18 protein-coding genes and 1 pseudogene are annotated in these 20,231 nt (G+C 52.6%); 18 read left to right on the forward strand and 1 reads right to left on the reverse strand.

Annotation, left to right across the window (positions count from 1 at the left end):
- The first annotated feature begins 97 nt into the window (after positions 1-97).
- The 17 genes from GWK74_01435 to GWK74_01515 all read left to right on the forward strand — a co-directional run bounded on the left by GWK74_01435 (position 98) and on the right by GWK74_01515 (position 18,240).
- Positions 98-763 (forward strand): SDR family NAD(P)-dependent oxidoreductase, encoded by a 666-nt coding sequence (locus GWK74_01435; GenBank protein QHU90184.1) that lies wholly within the window; start codon positions 98-100, stop codon positions 761-763.
- A gap of 26 nt (positions 764-789) precedes the next feature.
- Positions 790-1,803 carry a uridine diphosphate-N-acetylglucosamine-binding protein YvcK gene (gene yvcK / locus GWK74_01440; GenBank protein QHU90185.1) on the forward strand — a complete coding sequence of 338 codons (1,014 nt, stop codon included), beginning with the start codon at positions 790-792 and terminating at the stop codon, positions 1,801-1,803.
- A complete protein-coding gene (locus tag GWK74_01445; protein ID QHU90186.1) occupies positions 1,800-2,426 on the forward strand; it encodes a hypothetical protein in 627 nt (208 codons plus the stop codon). Before yvcK ends, GWK74_01445 begins: the two co-directional genes overlap by 4 nt.
- A complete protein-coding gene (locus GWK74_01450; GenBank protein ID QHU90187.1) occupies positions 2,395-3,555 on the forward strand; it encodes a diaminopimelate decarboxylase in 1,161 nt (386 codons plus the stop codon). Before GWK74_01445 ends, GWK74_01450 begins: the two co-directional genes overlap by 32 nt.
- A 47-nt stretch (positions 3,556-3,602) precedes the next feature.
- The gene (locus GWK74_01455) at positions 3,603-5,270 is read left to right on the forward strand and encodes a hypothetical protein (GenBank protein QHU90188.1); all 1,668 of its coding nucleotides are present in this window, start codon (positions 3,603-3,605) and stop codon (positions 5,268-5,270) included.
- Positions 5,271-5,297: 27 nt separating this feature from the next.
- A complete protein-coding gene (locus GWK74_01460) occupies positions 5,298-5,723 on the forward strand; it encodes a ribonuclease HI (protein QHU90189.1) in 426 nt (141 codons plus the stop codon).
- 40 nt (positions 5,724-5,763) lie between these two features.
- Entirely contained in the window at positions 5,764-6,741 is a 978-nt protein-coding gene (locus GWK74_01465; protein QHU90190.1) for a DUF4868 domain-containing protein, read from the forward strand.
- Positions 6,742-6,743: 2 nt separating this feature from the next.
- Positions 6,744-8,264 carry an AAA family ATPase gene (locus GWK74_01470; GenBank protein ID QHU90191.1) on the forward strand — a complete coding sequence of 507 codons (1,521 nt, stop codon included), beginning with the start codon at positions 6,744-6,746 and terminating at the stop codon, positions 8,262-8,264.
- Positions 8,265-8,309: 45 nt separating this feature from the next.
- Complete coding sequence (locus tag GWK74_01475) at positions 8,310-9,569, forward strand: family 1 glycosylhydrolase (protein QHU90192.1); 1,260 nt, start codon at positions 8,310-8,312, stop codon at positions 9,567-9,569.
- 189 nt (positions 9,570-9,758) lie between these two features.
- Entirely contained in the window at positions 9,759-10,211 is a 453-nt protein-coding gene (locus tag GWK74_01480; protein QHU90193.1) for a hypothetical protein, read from the forward strand.
- 397 nt (positions 10,212-10,608) lie between these two features.
- A complete protein-coding gene (gene rsmH, locus GWK74_01485) occupies positions 10,609-11,526 on the forward strand; it encodes a 16S rRNA (cytosine(1402)-N(4))-methyltransferase RsmH (protein ID QHU90194.1) in 918 nt (305 codons plus the stop codon).
- A 252-nt stretch (positions 11,527-11,778) separates the two neighbouring features.
- A complete protein-coding gene (locus GWK74_01490) occupies positions 11,779-12,129 on the forward strand; it encodes a hypothetical protein (protein QHU90195.1) in 351 nt (116 codons plus the stop codon).
- Positions 12,130-12,162: 33 nt separating this feature from the next.
- Positions 12,163-13,911: a hypothetical protein gene (locus tag GWK74_01495; protein QHU90196.1), complete on the forward strand. Its 1,749-nt coding sequence runs from the start codon at positions 12,163-12,165 to the stop codon at positions 13,909-13,911.
- A gap of 2 nt (positions 13,912-13,913) precedes the next feature.
- Positions 13,914-14,951 carry a phospho-N-acetylmuramoyl-pentapeptide-transferase gene (gene mraY / locus GWK74_01500; GenBank protein ID QHU90197.1) on the forward strand — a complete coding sequence of 346 codons (1,038 nt, stop codon included), beginning with the start codon at positions 13,914-13,916 and terminating at the stop codon, positions 14,949-14,951.
- Positions 14,944-16,230 (forward strand): FtsW/RodA/SpoVE family cell cycle protein, encoded by a 1,287-nt coding sequence (locus GWK74_01505; GenBank protein ID QHU90198.1) that lies wholly within the window; start codon positions 14,944-14,946, stop codon positions 16,228-16,230. The genes mraY and GWK74_01505 overlap by 8 nt, the downstream gene beginning before the upstream one ends.
- Positions 16,163-17,326, forward strand: a complete 1,164-nt coding sequence (locus GWK74_01510; GenBank protein QHU90199.1) for a hypothetical protein — start codon at positions 16,163-16,165, stop codon at positions 17,324-17,326. Before GWK74_01505 ends, GWK74_01510 begins: the two co-directional genes overlap by 68 nt.
- Positions 17,323-18,240, forward strand: a complete 918-nt coding sequence (locus tag GWK74_01515) for a hypothetical protein (GenBank protein ID QHU90200.1) — start codon at positions 17,323-17,325, stop codon at positions 18,238-18,240. The genes GWK74_01510 and GWK74_01515 overlap by 4 nt, the downstream gene beginning before the upstream one ends.
- A gap of 1,006 nt (positions 18,241-19,246) precedes the next feature.
- Here GWK74_01515 and GWK74_01520 read toward each other — a convergent pair.
- Entirely contained in the window at positions 19,247-19,753 is a 507-nt protein-coding gene (locus GWK74_01520) for a DUF2726 domain-containing protein (protein ID QHU90201.1), read from the reverse strand.
- A 340-nt stretch (positions 19,754-20,093) separates the two neighbouring features.
- Between GWK74_01520 and GWK74_01525 the strand changes: the two are divergent.
- A pseudogene (locus GWK74_01525) lies at positions 20,094-20,219 on the forward strand (hypothetical protein).
- The last annotated feature ends 12 nt before the right edge of the window (positions 20,220-20,231 follow it).

Genomic DNA, 20,231 nt, shown 5'->3' on the forward strand with positions numbered 1-20,231 from the left:
ATATATCTGGACTCGTCGGCTTGGACGCCGCTCTGATATTTGAGGCACCCACGCTCGGCATTTTACAGTCCATCACTCCTCCTGCTATAATAACCATATGCATATTATTCTTGGTGGGACGAGTGGGCTTGGGCTGGAGATGGCGCGGCAGCTCAGAGAAAGCGGTAAGCGCGTGTTGGTGCTGGGGCAGACGCATAATGTTCAGGAGCACGGCGAGGGCTTCCCGTTGGATGTGTATTATCCCGAGCAGGTTGAAGCAGCGTCGGCGCGGATTGAGCAGATTCTGGGCGGCGATGCTATTGAGCAATTTGTCTGGGCGGCGGGCTATGGCTGGCGCGGTAATTTCGAGGATCAGCCTGATGCGCGCTCGATGGCGGAGGTTAATTTCGCTGGTCCGTTGCCACTGGTGCAGTGGGCCTGGCATAGGATGGCGCAGCAGCGGATACGATCCACACTAATAGTAATCGGCTCGACCAGCAGTATCAAAGCTCGCAGGGACGAAGCCGTGTATGTGGCAACCAAGCACGCCCAGGCGGGGCTGGCGCGCAGCTTGGCGTTGCAGGCGGACGAGCAGCATTTACCGATTCGCGTAGCGCTGTTCTTGCCCGGGGCGATGAAAACACCGTTTTGGCGGGGGCGTCGGCCGGATGATTATGCCTTTTTCAATGACCCGGCCAAGGTGGCTGGTCATATACTGACCGCCGTTAACACGCAGCATCAGATGTTCCTCGAGTGGCCGCTACCAAAGGGCACGTTGGTCTAAGCTCGCTGAAGTGCTATAATGCGGGCATGACGTATGAAGCGGATAGAGAATATTTTGGAGTAAAAATTGTAGTAATCGGTGGCGGAACTGGTAGCTTCACGCTACTGTCGGGTTTGAAAAGGTATACCCATAGTATCACGGCGCTGGTCAATATGGTTGACGATGGTGGCTCGACGGGCATGCTACGCGATGAGCTGGGTGTGCTGCCGGCGGGTGATGTGCGGCAATGTCTGGTGGCGCTGAGTAGTTCGCCAAAGGTGCGCGACCTGTTCAATTACCGGTTTGACGAGGGCAGTATGAAGGGACACGCGTTTGGTAATTTGTTCATGGCGGCGCTGGAAAAGATGACGGGGAGTTTTTCGCAAGCGGTCGAGACGGCCAGCGAGGTGCTCGGCGTAAACGGACGGGTATTTCCGATTACGCTGGACGATACCAAGTTATCGTTGAGGCTGCGTGACGGTACGGTCGTTGAGGGCGAGCATGCTATCGAGGTGACGAATATTCCAGGTGATGAGCGGCCGTGGCTGGAACTCAGCCCGCCAGCAACGATTAATCCGCATGCTCGGCAAGCGATTCTGGATGCCGACCTCGTGGTGGTAGCGCCGGGGTTATTGTATGGTAGTTTGGCGCCAGCACTACTGGTGCGCGGTGTGACGCGGGCTTTGGCTGAAACCAAGGCCAAAAAGGTGTATGTCTGTAATCTCGTGACTAAGCCGACGCAGACTGATGGCTTTACGGTGGCGGACTTCGTCGATGAGATTGAGCGGTTTGCTGGAGTGAGCATGGATTATGTGCTGTATAATAATTATCGTCCGCCACAGGAGCTGCTTGATAAATACGCGCACAACGGTGAATATTTGGTTGAATGGGATGAGGAGGAGCTCAAGAAAAAGCATTACCACGCCTCGGGTAAACATCTGATCGCTAATGGCGTTCGCCAACATAATAAAAAGGCCGATCCGCTAGCGGCGCTGCGTAGTCTGATCCGTCACGATTCGGATCGTGTAGCCAGGGAGTTAATGAGGATTTACTTTTCATGAGTTTGAACTTGTTTCTTGATCTTGATCGCACCCTGTTTCGGACAAGCGAATTGGATGCGGCGGAGTGGGGGCTGCTTGGGCAGCAGTTTGGCATTGACAGCGAGGCAGAGCTGAAGCGGCGGACTGACTTTTATGTGCGCACTGAGAAAGCATACTATTATGATTTTGCGGCGCATGTGCAGGCGGCGGAACTTGGTGAGGAGGCGGTATTCTCGTTCCTGCTTCAGTCGACGTTGGCTGATGGGCGAATGGAGTACGACGGGGTGGCTGAGTTGGTAGCCTGGGCCAGGCAGCGCGGAACGGTGCATGTCTTGACCTACGGGCCAGCGAATTACCAGCGGTTCAAGGCGGCGCTGTGTCCGTCGCTTGAAGGGGTGGAGATTATTACCACACTGCAGTCGAAAAGCGATTATTTCCGTGAGCAGCGTCCAACTGGCGAGGTGTGGATGGTTGATGATAAACCAATTGGTGGTGATCTGCCCGATGGTGTGCGGTTTATCCAGACAGTTGAGTACAATAACATCACGGCGCCAGAACATCCAGCGTGGCCAGTAGCGACAGCATTGAGCCAGATTCCTGGTATAATTGATAATGATGAAATTTCCGATCGATCAGTTGCCTGAGGTGCTTGATACGCCGAGCTTTGTGTATTCGAGGCGGATACTAGAGGAGCGGGCCCGGCAGGCGCTGGCGTGCCGAGTGCCGTTCGGTCTGACGGTGCGTTACGCGGCCAAGGCAAATTCGCACCCCGAGATTATACGATTATTTGATAAGTTGGGGTTGCAATTTGATGCCAGCTCAAGTTACGAGGCGGCGCTATTACTCAAGCAGGGGGTGAGCGGCCCAACAATCAGCCTCTCTAGCCAGCAGCCGGCGCACAACCTTGATGAGCTGCTCCAGGCTGGCGTGCGTTACGTGGCGACGTCGCTTCGTCAATTAGAGCTGTTTGCCTCGAGTCCATACCGCCCAAATACGGTCGGTCTGCGGCTCAATCCTGGCATGGGCTCGGGGCATAATAATCGGACGATGACCGGTGGGGTTAATTCCAGCTTTGGCTTGTGGCATGCGTATACCGAGCAGGCGCTAGGGCTGGCGAGGCGTCATAACATAACGATTGATCGGCTGCATATTCACATCGGCTCGGGTGCTGATCCACGGTTGTGGGGCGAGGCGATGGATGCGGCATTGGCGCTTGTTGGGCGACTGCCAGAGGTGACCACTCTAGACATTGGCGGCGGCTTTAAGGTGTATCGGTTCGGTGATGAGCAGGAGGCGGATCTGGCAGCAATTTGCGAGGTGTTTTCTCGGAAATTAGCTCAGTTTTCTGAAGAAACCGGGCGGCAATTACATCTAGAAATTGAACCGGGAACCTGGCTGGTGGCGCACGCTGGTGTGTTGGTTGCGGAGGTGGTGGACATTGTTGATACCGGGGCGGATGGTCATACATTTTTGCGCCTTGATACCGGTATGAATGACATCACCCGGCCGGGAATGTATGGCGCGCAGCACGAGATGATGGTGTTGTCGGGTCGCGAGGAGCAGCGAGAGTACATCGTGGTAGGGCATTGCTGCGAGACGGGCGATATCTTGACACCGGCACCCAGTAATCCAGAAAATCTCGAATCGCGACGACTAACTCAGGCGGAGATTGGTGATAAGCTAGTGATCTTTGATGCGGGGGCGTATTGCCAGAGCATGTCGCTGAAACGGTACAATGCGTATCCGGATGCCGGCGCGTATTTTATTGACTAAATTTAATTCATCTGTTATAATAGCCCAGTTTGACAACGAACTGAATTATGAGTGAATTATGTTCTTCGCGCAGTGAGCAGCCAGAGCCAAGCACACCGCAAAAATTTGAAAAAACGATAGACCTCGAACGTCCATCTCTTGAGTTTCCTTTTCAGTTGGCGCTTGAGGAATATTTCCAAGCCGATGGAGTGGGTGAGCGAGAAGATCTGATAGAGCATGCTAAGCGGACGATGGAACTGGTGGAGGAGTTTGCCGGCTTGAAACTACCGCCCGAAGCGCTTTATGCCGTGCTGCTGCATGACGTGGTCGACCGTTTTCACAACAGAGACAGCCAGAAGTGCACACCGGAGCGTCGACAGGCTGCTGGCTTGGCTCTGGCCGATGTATTTACGAATCCTGAAACTGGGGTGACGTGTGCGCAGGGTTCATATGTAGCGTCGCTCCTAGCGGACTTTATTGCAACGGAAAAGGCCTCTGCTCATCACCGAGTGCGGGTGGCCACTACTATCCCTGAAGATATCAGAGAGATTATCACTGATCATTATCAAGAATCGGTACCGGCTGAGGCATGGCGGCAGATCGAGCCATTTGTTGATGTGGAGCAGATGGCTGAATTCCTCGATAAAACCAATATCGAGGCGGTGATCATCAAGGCCTGTGAGCTACTCGACAATATGTGCTATCCGTCATCATCGCGTGAGTCTGCCAAACTGCAGGATGTCTTGGAGGCGGAGTCATTCTATGCGCCGCTGTGTGAAGTGATGGGATTTGACGGGCTGGCGGCAAGCCTGCGTTCACAGGCGCATATCATTCGGCTGGAGGGGCAGGGCAAGCGTAAGCTCATCGAGGAGATCCGCGAGCAGTATGAAAAAACTCGCCACGTTGGTGTCCGTAATTTAGTTAATACAATTTTTGGTACTGAACAAGTCGAGACCGAAGCAGTGGTTGGTTTGCGCAGTGAAGCATCGTGTCACAATCGGTCAGTTCACATCGGAGATTTTGTAGCGCAAAACGGTAAGGCGGTCTATGGAAAATATCGCCTGAAAACTGTGGGGTCGTGGGCAGCCAAGGTGCATGAAGCGCACCAGAACGACAAACCAGAGTATACACCGATGGACGTGCTGGGCTTGACCGTTATATCAAAGAATGTGAAAGCTCAGGCACGTGATTTTGTGGAGTTTTTGCAGCGGCGAATTGATATGAACCCAGCGTTTCAGCTGAAAAAGGCCGCCAGTAAATCCAGTGCCATTTGTGTCCATGGTACGGTGGATTATGTTACTACCGTTCGCCGGGAGATGGAGCAACGCGGGTTTGATACAGAGCGCTGCGAGTTTGTGGTCCAGGATGCTGAAAGTGTGCAGCAGCGCGGTCAGAAATATCAGGTTTCCAAGACGACTTTCCTGATGGATTATCCAGGGCTAGACAAGGGCGTGCCGGTCGAAGTGCAGTTTGTCACCGAGGATGAGCGTCGGCGATCGCGGACGGGAGAGGTGGCGCATATTATTTATAAATATATTCGTCAGCTGGAGCGGCAGCGCCCAGTCTCTGATGAAGATAAACATGCCATTGCTCAAACGATGTCTCAGCTGCTCAAGCAGATCCACCAGCGGCGCGACTATGCCAGCCATGATCTGGAAGTAAATGAGCGTTCAACTCCGGCGCGTGATGCGTTGCTGGAGGATTTATATCATTTCTTGTGTCATGAGCTCGCCTAGTCTCGGCAAACTATGTATAATCAGAATATGACAATTTACTACACTGACGGTTCGACTAGCCCCAATCCCGGCCCGGGCGGCTTCGCGGTGATCAAGGATCTTCAGCCGTGGATCTTGGGCTCCGAGGACGGCGAAACGACCAATATTCGCATGGAAGGCAAGGCGCTGATTGCGGCGCTTCAGGACGCTGACGGCGCGCCATGTGTGATTTATACTGATAGCGAATTTTGGATCAATGTGGTGACCAAGTGGGCGCCAGGCTGGAGGCAGCGCGGCTGGACAAAGAAGGGTGGCGAGATTAAGAACTTGGATATCGTACAGGAATTATACGAGTTATATGTGCAGTCGCAGGCGGAACTCCGCTGGGTGCGTGGCCACGAGGGCGACGAGGGCAATGAGCTGGCGGATGAGTGGGCCAACCGAGCGCGTGAAGGCGAGCGATTAACTAAATAGCAGCTGGCGACATCTGACAAAAATTGCTATAATTACCCTCATGGAAGAAGTGAGGGAAACGACTGATATTTTTTTGTGGGCCAATCAAACTGATGCGAAGAAGAACGATTTACAGATAGAGCTGTTCTTATTTAATAAAAATTACACGCCGTATTTCATGCCTTTGAAGGGTGATGTTGAGCAGCAGCTCCGGCCGCTATTTTTGTTTGATTATATCAATCAAGTTAATTTGGGGGCGGGTACCGGCCTCAGTGTGCGCGACTATGAGCTGAGCGAAGCGGAAGATAACGTGCTATTGCGAGCAGACCTCGCCAAGGTCGGCCGGGCGGAAACCTTGCTTCATTTGATCGAACACGAGCGTGATGACATCGTGGAATTCTCGGAAACCGAGCATGAGTTCAAGCGGATGAAGGGCGTGATAGCGCGGTTTACTGACCCAAATGATCCAGAAAAAATCTTTTACACCGCCAAATTAATTCAGCAGGGGCAGACGCTGAAAAGCGCACTGGCGTGGGAGTTTTCTGACGGCAAGTTTGGCGCGTTTAAGGCGGAAGTCGGGTTTAAGGTGCCAGACGATAACCAGGTGCTGATCATCGGTCAGGATATATTTGCCTTTAATCCAGGCAAGTTTGAGCGGATGTTTGGCTATGAATACAAGAAGCAAGTGATTGCCGATAAGAAGGTGGCGGAGATCGAAAAGGAATACAAATTGAGTTTTCCAGAGGGCTTGGATCTAAATGCGCTGGTCAAGGAGCGCAAAAAGACCATCAATAAACTGCAGAAATTGGAGATCGGCGAGGTCAAACAAGAGCAGGTACTGGACTATGCTGATGAGATGCAGCTGGAGCTGATGAGTGATGATAACGGCGCGATTATCATTATGGATGGTAATGATCTGGATATGTTTGTGAACTTGATCAATGAGGACTACATCGAGAGTAAAATTACTGGCAAGCGCTACGAGATTAAGTCGAAAAAACTGCTGGGTGAGCCAGAAGGCGAACCGCCGCGAGGTTAGGCATGGACCAGGAATTAGCGCTGGCGATTTTGATGAGCGGTCGGTCGGCGCTGCTGACGGGCGCGGCGGGTACCGGCAAAACACACCTGCTGAACACGTTTATTGCACAGGCGCGTGACCAGGGTAAAAAGGTGTCGGTAACAGCGACGACGGGCTTGGCGGCGACGCATTTGGGTGGCAATACCATTCACAGTTGGAGCGGCATTGGTGTCAGTGATCACTTGGCGAACAACTTTTTTGATCGGCTGTCAAAAACGCGGCGTGAGGTGATTACCAAGACTGATGTGTTGGTAATTGATGAGATTTCCATGCTGCATGATTTTCGGCTAGACATGGTCGATCAGGTGCTGCGTGGTGTCCGGGAAAATGACCAGCCGTTTGGCGGTATTCAGCTGGTGATGAGTGGCGACTTTTTCCAGCTGCCGCCGATCAATCGTCCGGGCGAGCAGGGCGGCGGCTTTGTGGTGTATTCGGAAGCGTGGCAGGAGCTGCAGCCGGCGGTGCTGTATCTGGAGCGGCAATATCGGCAAAATGATGAGCAGCTCCTCGAGATTTTGACAGCACTGAGACATGACGATATCAGGCGACATCACGCTGAGATGTTGCTGGCACGGACGGAGGTCGAGCTGCCTGATGGTGACATCACCGAGCTACATACCGTCAATGTTGATGTTGACGCTATCAACAGCCAGAAGCTGGCAGAGCTGGTGGGCGAGGAGCGGACGTATCAGCAGACGACGACTGGCTCGAAGGTATACGTCGAGAGCTTGCAACGGTCGGTGTTGGCGCCGAGTGAACTCGTGTTGAAACCGGGTGCGTTGGTGATGGCCGTGAAAAATTCGCCGCAGAAATTGTACGCCAATGGTAGCATCGGTACAGTGGTGGATTTTGAGCCACTGACGGACTATCCGATTGTAGAGTTTCGTGGTGGCCAGCAGGTGACCATGGTGCCGGATGTCTGGGAGCTACGCGATGGCGAGCGTAGGCGCGCCAGTATCTCACAGGTGCCGCTGCGACTGGCGTGGGCTATCACCGTGCATAAAAGTCAGGGTATGACCTTGGATGCGGCTCGGATTGACCTGAGAAAGGCGTTTGTTGAAGGTATGGGTTATGTAGCTCTCAGCCGGGTGCGTGATCTCGATAATCTGTATCTTTACGGTATTAACCGCAAGGCACTGGAAGTCTCGCCGGATGCGTTGGCGATTGACGAGGTATTGCAGCGAGCAAGTGATGAAGCGGCCAAGCACTATCGTCCGATGTTGGAGGACATGAAGCGAAAGCAGTCAGTGCCGAAAAAATCTGGCAAAAAGCCTCAGTCCGCTAGCTGGCAGCAAAAGATTGCCAAAATGCGCGAGACACATCCGAAAGCGTACATGCCGTGGGAAAAAGCCGACGACGACATCCTCAAACAGGAATTTTTACAAGGCGCGACCATCCAGCAGCTTAGCCAAAAACTTGGTCGCCACGAAGGCTCAATTCGCATGCGGCTGCAGAAACATTTTGGGGAGGATGTGGTGCAGTAGCCCCAGGCTGGCAGATGAGCTGATAACTTGGTATAATATACATTGATGACAACGAAGCAATCTGAACGCATCGTGTTTCCAAAGAAGTTTTTATGGGGTGTAGCGACGTCGGCGCATCAGGTCGAGGGTGGCCTGGTGAATCAGTGGACGACGTGGGAGCTCGAACATGCCAAGCGGCTGTCCGTGCAAGCACCGCATCAATTTGGTGATCTTGACAGCTGGCCGCGCATCAAAAAAGAGGCGACCAGGCCTGACAACTACGTATCGGGGCGGGGTGTCGATCATTACCATCGCTACGAGGAAGATTTCGCGATTCTCAAGAGTCTCAACATGAATGCCTTTCGGTTCTGTATCGAATGGGCACGAATTGAGCCGCAAGAGGGCGCGTGGGACGCGGCGGCGATTGCCCACTATCGGACGTATCTACGGACGCTGAAAAAGATGGGTATTACACCGGTGGTGACGCTGTTTCACTTTACGCTGCCGGAGTGGTTTATGGCCAAAGGCGGTTTTGAAAAGCGGCGCAACATCAAATATTTCGTGTATTATGTCGAAAAAGTTTTGAGCGAGCTGGGGCGCGATATCGAGTGGATCGTGACGATTAACGAGCCGACCGTGTACGCTGGTGAGAGTTACCTCGAGGGGCATTGGCCGCCGAATAAAACTCGCAAGTGTGATATGCTGCGCGTGCTCTGTAACCTCGTTACGGCGCATAAAAAAGTGTATAAATTGACGCGTGCTCGCAAAAAGTGGAAGGTGTCGATGGCGCATCATCTGATTTATTGCTATCCGGGCGATGACGCGATTCTCAGCCGCGCTAGTGCGCGGGTGGTACATTATTTCTTGAACACGTGGGTGCTGCGTCGAGTGCGGCGGCATAGTGATTTCTTGGCGATCAATTATTACTTTGCGCGGCGGATTTATGGCTATCGGGCACATGACCCGTACCTGAAGGTCAGTGATCTCGGCTGGGATATGCAGCCGGATAAGCTGCAATACCTGCTGGAGGATGTTGCCGAGCGCTATCGGTTGCCGATTATGATTACCGAGAATGGGCTGGCAGACGGCGCTGATAGTCAGCGGCAGTGGTGGCTGACCGAGACCATCAAGGCCATGCACGAGGCGCTCAAACATGACGTCAAGCTAATCGGTTATTTGCACTGGAGCCTGCTCGACAATTTTGAATGGGACAAGGGTTATTGGCCAAAGTTTGGCCTGGTAGCAGTCGATCGGCGGACCATGACCCGGACGATACGCCCAAGCGCGCACTGGTTTGCGGCGGTGATCAAGAAGCTGCGGAAATAGTGACCAGCTTCGCATAACCCTAGATTCGAATGTAAAGCGACATGCTAGAGAAAGTAGCGCTCCGCCGTTATACCACACCACTAGACTTTTCCACAAAACCGTGGAAAAGTTTTTGTTTGGTAGGGAAATGGGTAGAAAGTGGGTAAAAAGGCTTGCATGTGGGTAGTTGTGGGTAGTATAGTGGAGGTAGTGGAACGAATGTTGGCGGGTAACACCAACCAAAACAAACATCCACTAGAAAAACCAACTAATCTACCACGGAGGAAGGACGACGTGCAGACAGATTACTTTGAGCGAAAGTTGGACGACAAGCGGCGCTTGACCATCCCAGCCGAGCTCAGGGCAGAGTTTGCGTCCGGCGTCGTGTTGACCCGCGGGTTTGGCAACTATCTGCACCTGTATCCACAGCAAGTCTGGGATCGGGAAGTGGAGGGCGCGCTGACCGGGAGTATTCTGGATGAGCGGGTGGCCGACCTGAACGTCAAGTTTCGCCGCGGTAAAACCGCATCGGCGCTCGACCAGAAACAGGGGCGAGTGACGATCGAGCAGCATCTACTCGACTATGCCGGCATTGACCGGGAAGTCGTGGCGGTGCGGGCGGGCGCGTATTTTCGGCTGATGGCGGCCGAGAATGCGGATTGATTAGCCGGGGTCAGTACTTTAACAATTTGAAAACCTCTCGAGATCAACTATCTGGGTATTTGAAGATGGCAGGTGGCAATTTGCTCCACGATAAAAACGGCAACGTTCTTTCCTCAAAACACCTCCCAAAAAACTCCACCTCACACATAAGTCTCTTTTGGAAACTATGGTTGTCACTGACAATCATCACATTTCCACTCTTAAGACAACAAAAACAAACAAAACACAAATACAAAACAGCCAGAATTAAATATCCAGTTAGGTGATCTCGAGCAGCAAAAGAGGAGGGGCTCACCCCGCCGGTAGCCAGCCGAACTAAATTCGTCTGCGCTACCTCCTCCCCCTAAAGCTCGCTTACGCTCGTGCGGATCGGCTTGCGGGATGGTATACTTTTGCTATGAGTATTAAAGAACATCCACCACAGTCGGAAGCGCTTCAAGTGAGCGAACCGATTCATGTTCCCGTACTCCTGGAGGTGACCTTGGATAGGTTGCGGCCAGCTAAAGGCGAGAGTTATCTTGACCTGACGGCTGGCTATGGCGGCCACGCCAGGGAATTCTTAACGAGGACGGATAATTACTTGGGCGCAGTGCTGGTTGATCGCGATGATAACGCGATTAACACGCTGGGCGATTTGGCTGAAAAAGGTGCCACGCTAATTCACAAGGATTTTGTGAGCGCAGCGCGGGATTTGGTCAAGCAGGGACGTACATTTGACGTGATTTTGGCTGATTTGGGGGTGTCGTCACCGCAGCTTGACAGAGCAGAGAGAGGTTTTTCGTTTCGGTTTGACGGACCGCTGGATATGCGGATGGATAATCGGACGGAAACGACAGCGGCGGATATCGTCAATTCGTATTCGGTTGATGAGCTGACGCGGCTGATGACTCGTTACGGCGAGGAAAGTCCCGGGCGGGCTAGGCGGATTGCACAGGCAATTGTTAGCGCCAGGCCGATTCGGGGAACGACTGAGCTGGCTGGTCTGATCAAGCACACTGTCGGTCGCGGCGGGATGAAACATCATCCGGCGACTCGCACTTTTCAGGCACTGCGCATTGAAGTCAATCACGAACTTCGGCTGGTTGAAGAATTATTGCCGCTGCTACCGCGCCTCCTTAACCGGGGCGGGCGCGTTGGAATAATTAGCTTTCATAGTCTGGAGGATCGATTGGTCAAGCGATATTTCTGGGAGCAAGCGGCTGCTGGCTATGAGGCCGAGCTGATCATCCCAGAGAAAAAACCGGTGTCTGGAACAGAAGATGTTCACAACCCGCGTAGTCGGAGCGCTCAGTTTCGCTACGCCGTGAAAACATAAACAAACAAAGGAGGGCGACACCATGCCAATCCACATCAAAGTACAATTCCAGGACGCAGAAGCAGCTGAGACCGTTGCGGTACGCCGCGGCTAAGTAAGCTCGCTTGATAGTTTTCCCGGAAAAAGTATGCAAGCTCGGCGGCTCGCTCTTCCACGATAAGGGCGGGCCGACCGGCTGTATTTTCCCGTGTCATTATGATGCGCCACTAAAGTACCAAACGTAACACATTTAAACACACACAGAAATTATTTATGCACACACGCTCATCCACCACATTTACGCCGCGTCGTCCTGGGCCACAGCTTCGCCGTAACCAGAACGCCACCCGTTTTCGATCACAGACCAAGCTCGGGCCAGTGGCACATACGGTGCTGGTGGCGCTGATGATTATGGTACTGGGGCTGGTGTACTTGACGCAGGCGACAAAGACGACGGCCTATGGTTACGAGGCGGAGGGGCTGGATTCGCAGTTGAATGAGCTGGCGACGAAAAAGTCAGAGCTAGAGGTGCAAAATGCGCGGCTGACGGCGCTCGAAAAGGTCAAGCACAGCAATGTTGCATCGGCGATGAAAACACCGGCGCAGACGAACTATGCTCGCTAGTTCGGGCAAAAGTGGTACAATAGGACAAGCGGTATGAAACGTCACTTAACGCAATCTCGAACCGGCGTACTCGCTATCATTCTTTTGGGGATGATGGCGATTTTTGTGATGCGGCTGTTTTATTTACAGATCATCAAACACAGCGAATACGTGTCACTGGCTCAGGCCAGTCAGCAGCGGCATTTCGTCATTCCGGCCGAGCGTGGCAAGCTATACATGATGGATGGCGGTACGGCTGTTCCTGTGGTACTCAACCAAACAGTTTATACGGTTATCGCTGATCCGCAGACGGTCAAGCAAGAGCAGCGTCAGCAGATTGTCGCAGCGCTGCAGGAAATCGCGGGTGGCGAGGTAGTGAGCGATGCAGCCAAGCGGCTGGAGCGCACCACCTCTCGCTACGAAGTGCTGGCACGCAACATCACGCGCACGCAAGCCGAGAAGTTAAAGGCCAAGGATTTTGTCGGTATCTTGTATCAAAAGGGGTCGATTCGCAACTATCCGGAGGGGCAACTGGCAGCGCAGGTGCTAGGCTTCGTGAATGCTGAGGGCAAGGGTCAGTACGGGGTTGAAGGGGCGCTGAATGATAGGCTGAAGGGCCGCGATGGCCTACTCAAAACAGTGGCGGACGTGCGTAATGTGCCGCTGACGCTGAGTAAGGATAACGTGCGTGTCGAGGCGAAGTCGGGCGAGAATGTGGCGTTGTCGATTGATCGAAATGTGCAGAGTTATACCGAAGAAGCGCTCAAACGAGGGATCGAAAAGGCCGGCGCGACCGAGGGCAGCGTGATGGTAATGAATCCAAATAATGGGCAGGTGCTAGCGATGGCAAATTATCCGACGTATAATCCAGCCGAGTACGCCAAGCAAAAAGACGCAGCAGTGTTTAGTAACGCGACGACAATGCTGCCGTTTGAGCCGGGCTCCATTGTCAAGACGTTCAGTATGGCGACGGGGATTGATAAGGGTGTGGTGACGCCGCAGACAACGTACTCGAATACTGATTGTACTGAGGTGGGGGATCGGAAAATGTGTAACGCCCTAAGGGGGCTTAGCGGCACAACGAGTATGCAGAGTGCATTTAATAATTCGCTCAATGTCGGTATGATTACGATTGCGCGGCGGCTAGGCGATGGATCGATGATCACCCCGGGTGCGCGGCAGACACTGTATGAGTATTATCATGAGAAGTTTGGGTTCGGCGAGGCGACGGGGATTGAGCTAGCAGAGGCGCCGGGGCTGCTTTACGTGCCAAATCGGCCGGGAGCGGAGGTGAATTACGCGAATATTACGTTCGGGCAGGGTATGAATGCGACGATGGTGCAGGCAGCCAGTGCGTTTTGTTCGGTGGTGAATGGTGGGCAATATTTTCGGCCGACAGTGGTGGCTGGAACGGTGGACGTCAATGGTGGCCTGAAGCCAGCGGCTGCTTCGCTGCTGCGTAGGACGATTTTTGAGCAGTCATCAGCCACCATGCGCGGCATGCTGTCAACAGCGCGGGCGGTTCTCAATCAGCGTATGCCCGATAAAGACAAGCCGGGCTATGATGTTGGCGGCAAGACTGGTACCTCAGAGACACTGATCAATGGTAGCTATACCATGGACGAAACAGTAGCGACGTATATCGGCTATGGTGGCGCAAATCGCCCCGAGTATGTCATAATGGTACGTGTCGCGGCGCCTGGCAAGCGCAAGAACTTACAGGGTAACATTCACGCTGCACCAATTTTTACTGATATCTCCAACTGGATGATTGATTATATGAAATTAGCACCGAAGGGATAGCCATGGCAACTGCTTTACAAACAATGACCAACGAATTAACGCACGTATTTTTGCTCAGTGTCGGGGCGTTCTTACTAGCGATGTTTCTGACGCCAATTTATACGTTTTTTGCCTATCGATACCGGTTCTGGAAGCGGCAGCGCTCGGAGAGTACCGACGGCAAAGAGTTGAAGGTTTTTGCTAAATTCCAAGCGGCAAAATTGCGGCGAAATATTCCAACAATGGCCGGAGTTATCGGTGTTATTTCGATTTTTGTGGTGACGTTCGTTTGTAATTTAGATCGAGCGCAGACATGGCTGCCACTGGCGGCGTTGATTGGCGGTGCCGCGGTTGGGCTTATTGATGATGTTATTAATCTACGCGGGCTGGGCGGTGGTGCAGCCGGCTTACGTAGTCCGGTAAAATTTGCGTTAATTGTCCTCATTGGTGTCGTCCTTGGCTGGTTTTTCTATGTCAAGCTGGGCGTGGCCAGCTTCCATGTGCCGTTTATGGGCGACGTGGCAATTGGCTGGCTGATCGTCCCGCTGTTTGCCTTTGCAGTGGTGGCGACTGGTAACGCGGTTAATATTTCTGATGGTATGGATGGTTTGGCCGGCGGGTTGTTGGGGATTAGTTTTGGAGCGTTTGGGGTAATTGCCCTGTTGCAGCAACAAGTATTGCTGGCGGGGTTTTGCTTCACGGTAGTTGGTGTGTTGCTGAGTTATCTCTGGTTTAACATCTATCCAGCAAGGTTTTTCATGGGCGATGTTGGTAGTTTTGCCTATGGGGTGAGTTTGGGGGTAGTGGCGATGTTGACTAATTCATTGCTGCTGCTGCCGGTGATTGGGTTGTTGTTTGTGATCGAGGCAGGTTCGAGCTTGATTCAGATTGTGAGCAAAAAACTCTTTAAGCACAAAATTTTCTTGTCAGCGCCAATCCATCATCACCTAGAGGCCAGCGGCTGGCCGGAAACTAAAGTGACGATGCGGTTTTGGGTGATTGGCTGTGTGATGGCGTTTATCGGCGTGATGCTGGCCCTGGCGGGGGGTCATATTGCGTAACCGCACTGCCGCCACCTCAACCGCCAAGGCGGTGCGTCGCCACCGGCCGATGTATCAGATCGTGCTGTACATGGGGTTGTTATTGATGCTCGGGTTGGTGGTGATGTATGCGCTGGGGCCGCAGCGGGCAAATGTGTTGAATCATACCCACGGCGCGAATTATAGCGACACCTTCTTTTTCAATAAGCAGCTGGCCAGCGTCATCACCGCTGTGGTGGCATTTGGGGTGGCGGCGATATTGCCATATCGGTGGTTGACCGAGGCGTGGGCCAAGCGACTGTTTATCGCGGGCTTGACGGCGTGTTTCTTGTTGGTGGTTTGCGGGGCGCTGCTGCATCTGCCATTTGCATCGGACACCAACGGCGCGTACCGCTGGTTTTATCTGGGTGGACTGGGTAGTTTTCAGCCGGCGGAGTTATTGAAATTTGGTTTGCTATTGTTTGTGGCCGGGTTTTTGGCCAAGCGAGTGCGCCAAGGCAAACTCAACGATATCAACGAGACGCTGATCCCACTTGGTATTATTATGGCGGTGTCGATGTTTGTGGTGGTGGTGCTGCAGAAAGATTTGGGGACGGGTGTGTCGCTCGTAGCGCTGGTACTGTCGGTGTTAGCGGTGTCGGGGATGGACGTTCGGCTACTGCGACGCATCGTGCTGGTGATCGCGGCTGCGGCGTTGGTGCTGACGTTCTCATCACCGCACCGCATCGAGCGAGTGATGACCTTTATCCAGGGTGATACGCATCAATCAGCCAGCCGGGATGAAAATAATTATCACATCCAACAAGCGCGCATCGCCATCGGTTCGGGCGGTCTATTGGGTCTCGGCATCGGTAAAAGTGTGCAGGCGACAGGTTACCTGCCAGAGGCGATTAATGACTCGATTTTTGCGGTGATGGGCGAAACGTTTGGATTTGTCGGCCTGTCGGTTATTTTGGCGTTGTTTTCGGCGCTGCTGCTGAGCCTGCTCAAGGTGACGTCGCGGCTGGCTGATATGCACTTACGGCTGGTGGTGGCGGGCGTATTTGGCTGGGTGGCGTCGCATGTGCTGATGAATATTGGCTCAATGACGGGGATTATTCCGATGACTGGTATCTCGCTGCCGCTGCTCAGTTATGGCGGCACCAGCATGTTATTTATCGCAGCGGCGCTGGGTCTGGCATTTCAACTATCAGCCTACACGGCGCATAAACCATTAATGGAAGGAGAGGGAAGTGGCAAAGATCTTGGCAGTCGGCGGCGGCTCGGGCGGACACGTTACGCCAGTCGTGGCAGTGTGTAAGGAGTTGCGATCATCGGGTGATCACGAATTGCGGTTTTGGTGTGATCGGAAATTTGGCGCTAGCGCTCGCGGTATTTTTGGTAAATTTGACGAGACGGTCCCGGTTGAGCTGATTATCGCTGGCAAGATCCGTCGCTACCACGGTAAAAATATGGCGTTTCATCTTCGACCGTCAATTTTACTACCGAATCTGCGCGATATCTTTCTAGTGGGGGTTGGGTTTATTCAGAGCTTTTGTAAGTTGCTGAGGTGGCGGCCAGATGTGATTTTTATCAAGGGCGGCTACGTGTGCCTGCCGGTTGGCTATGCAGCGCGGCTGCTGAAAATTCCGCTGGTGCTGCATGATTCGGACGCGCATCCGGGACTGACCAATCGGTTGCTAGCGCCATTTGCTGCCAAGATCGGCACCGGGGCGCCGCTGGAGCACTATAATTATCCTGACGTCAAGGCGGAGTATGTCGGCATCCCGGTGGCTGAGGAATTTCGACCATACAGCGCGGCTGAACGGCGGCAGCTAAAGGCCAAGTTTGGCTTTGATCCGGCACGGCCGCTGGTGGTGGTGACTGGCGGTGGACTGGGAGCAGCGCGCCTCAATGAGGCGGTGGTAGCCACGCGCGAGCAGCTGCTGGCTGAGACGTCGGTATTCTTGATCTCTGGTAAGCATCAGTTTAACGAGCTGAAAGAGCGCGTTGATAGCCGGGCGGGCTGGCGATTAGAAGCGTTTGTTAACCACGGTATGGCTGAAGTGCTGGCGGCAGCGGATGTGGTGGTGGCGCGGGCTGGTGCGACGACGCTGCTGGAGCTGGCGGCGCTGCATAAACCAGCGGTGATCGTGCCGAATGGCATGTTGACGGCCGGTCATCAGCTCAAGAATGCCAAGGTGTATCAGGACGCGCTGGCGGCAGTGATCGTTGAGGAGTCGACGCTGGAGCAGACGCCAGAGGTACTGAGCAAGAAGGTCATTGGCCTCGTTAAGTCGCCGCGGATCTTGGCCGGCCTCGGGCGAAACATCGGTACGTTTGCGAAGCCCAACGCCGCTAAAGACATGGCAGCGATGCTCCTCACTGTCATTCGTCGGCAGGGGAGACGTCGGTGAAATTACCCTTTTCTCGGGCAAAATCTACGCTGGCCACACGCCGCGAAATTGCGGCTCGTCGTCAAGCGGCGCTCATTAACGAGGATAGTTCATTTGAAACAGCCTATCGCCGCAATCGCAATCTCAACACCCGCCACACCGCCTCGCCAGTCGAGACCTCAGAGCGCACGATTCAGCATGCGAAATCTCGGCGTCGCCGGACGCGGTGGATTATCCTCCTTAGCAGTGCGCTGGTGCTTATTGTCATTGGTCTACTCGCATGGCAATGTACCGTCACGGTCTCGGTGCAAACGCCAGACGCAGCCAGTGCTAAAGAGGCCGATCGCTATCACCGCCTCATCGATGAATACCTCAGTGTGCGCCCAGCTGAGCGGTTTCTGTTTGTGCTCAATCATCAGTCGCTGGCTAGTTTTTTCCTTGAGAAAGCCCCAGAGGTCAAGACGGTTCGCCTCGAGGCTGACCAGCTCGCCAGGCCGCGCCTCAAACTTACCTTTCGCCAGCCCGTTGTCCAGTGGACTTCTGGTGATAAAAGCTATTTTGTTGACGATGCGGGTGTGACATTCTCGACCACCTACGTGGGCTCGCCGTCAGTCATCGTCAAAGACCAGAGTGGCGTGCCGACCGCCGCCGGCCAGGAGGTTATTAATCGCCACTTTCTTAGTTTTCTCGGTCAAGCTGTCGCCGGCTTTCGCGAGCACCAGCTCGAAGTTACGGAAATTATCCTGCCACAAAACACCGTTCGCCAGGCGCTTCTGTCAATCAAGGGCCGTCCATACAGTATTAAAATGACCACCGACAGGGAAGCGGCGGCACAGGTGGCGCAAGCGGTCAAGGCTATGACATTCTTCCAGGGTAGTGGCGCGACGCCTACGTATATTGATGTGCGCGTCAATCAGCGAGTGTTTTATAAGTAGAGCGGGCAGGGGGTGGATTGCTCGTCCGCGCGGGTTGCAGGTCGAGCCACCAATAGGGTAGAGACGTCGCCCCTGATTATATAAGTTCGCTTTTTGTTCGTTTATCAGAGGATTAAGAAAAACATAGTTATAATATCAAAATAGCAAAAAATCAAATAGGGTGCTTGTGGAAAAAATAGAGCAGGGGAATAAAATAGGAAAAAGTCAAATATTTGTAGGCTTAACCAGCGCGGGATGCTTGTGTTTGTCGTGCGCGGCCTCGTACACAAGTGCCATATGCCCATGCTGGGCGGTGCTTTATGATGTGGAAAAGTCTACGAGTTACGCCTAGATTGTAACAACGTTTAGTTTGGTAAAGGCCTAGCTTGATATTTATTTGAGAGACGGAGACGACGCTGGCGCTGGAGGCATCCCAAACTCCCCCGGCTGAAAGTCGAAAGTGGTTAGTGCGCCCCGTTCTGTTTATGGTAGCTTGAACGTGTCCTGGTGTTGGCACTCACCGTAGTACGGTGAAAGCCCGGAGGAGATCCCCCGCCGCAAGAGGTGTTAGGCGAAAAAGTTATAAAGGGTATATTAAGTGTATGTATAAACGAAGTTTAGCGTATCAAAATAACCATAATACGTAAAAGCTACCTTGTGCGACATTAAATTATCTACGAAAAGATGCATGCTCTACCGTCTCTTCGCGATAATATTTTTTTGTTTTGTATGTAATGTTAGCTTAGCTTTGACTGCCCTTTACTGGACGCCCCCATATCGTGACTGACGGATAAATCTACCAAATGCGGTTTTGCGGAATTTATTGAAAACTTAGATTTGTTTTATTACCTCGGCGTTTTATGTTTTATGGTGATTGAGCGCTTCTGATCGGTATCGTACCCGTTGCCGTATTCACCCAGGCTTGCTATATATGGACTGCGATACAACGATACAGCCTGTATGTGCGTAATCTTGGCAGCCTAAAGTCGCTTGAACCGCTAATGTGATAAGTTCTCTTTTTGTTCTATTATTTTTCGAATACTGATGCGTGCAGGGCCTGGGCAACTTGCTGCTTGATGGTGTCGGTATTCCAGCCGCTGGCGGTGAATCGTAGCAGGGGTATGTGTGCACTAGTGATAACTGTATTGACAAAAGCGTCTCGCTGTTGACGGTCAGGGCGATTGTGAGTGATATCATCAAGCTCTATGGCGAGAAGTGGTCGCATGTCATTGGTGCAGATGAGGAAGTCTACTGATTTACCATTGATTCTTGAGAATGCCCTGCTCCAGTTTTGTCCGCGCACCTTATGATTCAAGAATATGCTCAGATGGGCTTGAGGAATAATGATACAGCCGCTGACTACTTCGTGTAGGGTTTGATAGAAGGCTAGTTCGTACTGTGTTATGATGCGCTCCTTTTTGGTGTATGCATACTCCCCTGTTTTTGGCTTAGAAAAAGTGGTTCGTCTGTTTGTTTTTGCCCCAATTATTCCAAAGACGACAATGATGATAAGAATTATTATACTTATTTCCATAAGGGAAATTATAATATGTTATGACGGGTTAAGTAAATGGGTTTTTTAGGATTGTCGTGCTGTATTGCTTTGTGGTATGGTTATGGGGGTTACATGGAGGTTATTCTGCCAATGTAAGTAAAATGGTGGTATTTTGGGGATTACCAATGGTTCAAAACCTGCTCGCTGAAGTGAAAGTGGCTGATGATAGAGCTAGTATATGCGAGCGTAAAGACTCGACTGGTAATGTTAAATGTAAGATCAAAAATATCAAATATGGCGACAGTGAGGTTATCATTTCTGTTATTGACGGTAGACGCCGCGGTAATAAAACTATTAAGTTTCATCGTCGGGCGGAAAGCTACACTTTCGTAACTGTAAAGAGGCACGCACTGCTGGTTATAGCCATATGCATCGTGGTCAACCAGGGTACGCACTGCACCTTGATAGAGACGGCGACGGCATAGCTTGCGATAAGCATAAATAACGCATTTAGTAC

It is taken from the genome of Candidatus Saccharibacteria bacterium oral taxon 488 (genome assembly GCA_010202115.1).
Classification (GTDB): domain Bacteria; phylum Patescibacteriota; class Saccharimonadia; order Saccharimonadales; family Saccharimonadaceae; genus Nanosynbacter.

Coding starts and splice junctions, on each gene's coding strand:
- GWK74_01435 (QHU90184.1), top strand. CDS start 98: ATGCATATTATTCTTGGTGGGACGAGTGGGCTTGGGCTGGAGATGGCG.
- yvcK (QHU90185.1), top strand. CDS start 790: ATGACGTATGAAGCGGATAGAGAATATTTTGGAGTAAAAATTGTAGTA.
- GWK74_01445 (QHU90186.1), top strand. CDS start 1,800: ATGAGTTTGAACTTGTTTCTTGATCTTGATCGCACCCTGTTTCGGACA.
- GWK74_01450 (QHU90187.1), top strand. CDS start 2,395: ATGATGAAATTTCCGATCGATCAGTTGCCTGAGGTGCTTGATACGCCG.
- GWK74_01455 (QHU90188.1), top strand. CDS start 3,603: ATGAGTGAATTATGTTCTTCGCGCAGTGAGCAGCCAGAGCCAAGCACA.
- GWK74_01460 (QHU90189.1), top strand. CDS start 5,298: ATGACAATTTACTACACTGACGGTTCGACTAGCCCCAATCCCGGCCCG.
- GWK74_01465 (QHU90190.1), top strand. CDS start 5,764: ATGGAAGAAGTGAGGGAAACGACTGATATTTTTTTGTGGGCCAATCAA.
- GWK74_01470 (QHU90191.1), top strand. CDS start 6,744: ATGGACCAGGAATTAGCGCTGGCGATTTTGATGAGCGGTCGGTCGGCG.
- GWK74_01475 (QHU90192.1), top strand. CDS start 8,310: ATGACAACGAAGCAATCTGAACGCATCGTGTTTCCAAAGAAGTTTTTA.
- rsmH (QHU90194.1), top strand. CDS start 10,609: ATGAGTATTAAAGAACATCCACCACAGTCGGAAGCGCTTCAAGTGAGC.
- GWK74_01490 (QHU90195.1), top strand. CDS start 11,779: ATGCACACACGCTCATCCACCACATTTACGCCGCGTCGTCCTGGGCCA.
- GWK74_01495 (QHU90196.1), top strand. CDS start 12,163: ATGAAACGTCACTTAACGCAATCTCGAACCGGCGTACTCGCTATCATT.
- mraY (QHU90197.1), top strand. CDS start 13,914: ATGGCAACTGCTTTACAAACAATGACCAACGAATTAACGCACGTATTT.
- GWK74_01520 (QHU90201.1), bottom strand. CDS start 19,753: ATGGAAATAAGTATAATAATTCTTATCATCATTGTCGTCTTTGGAATA.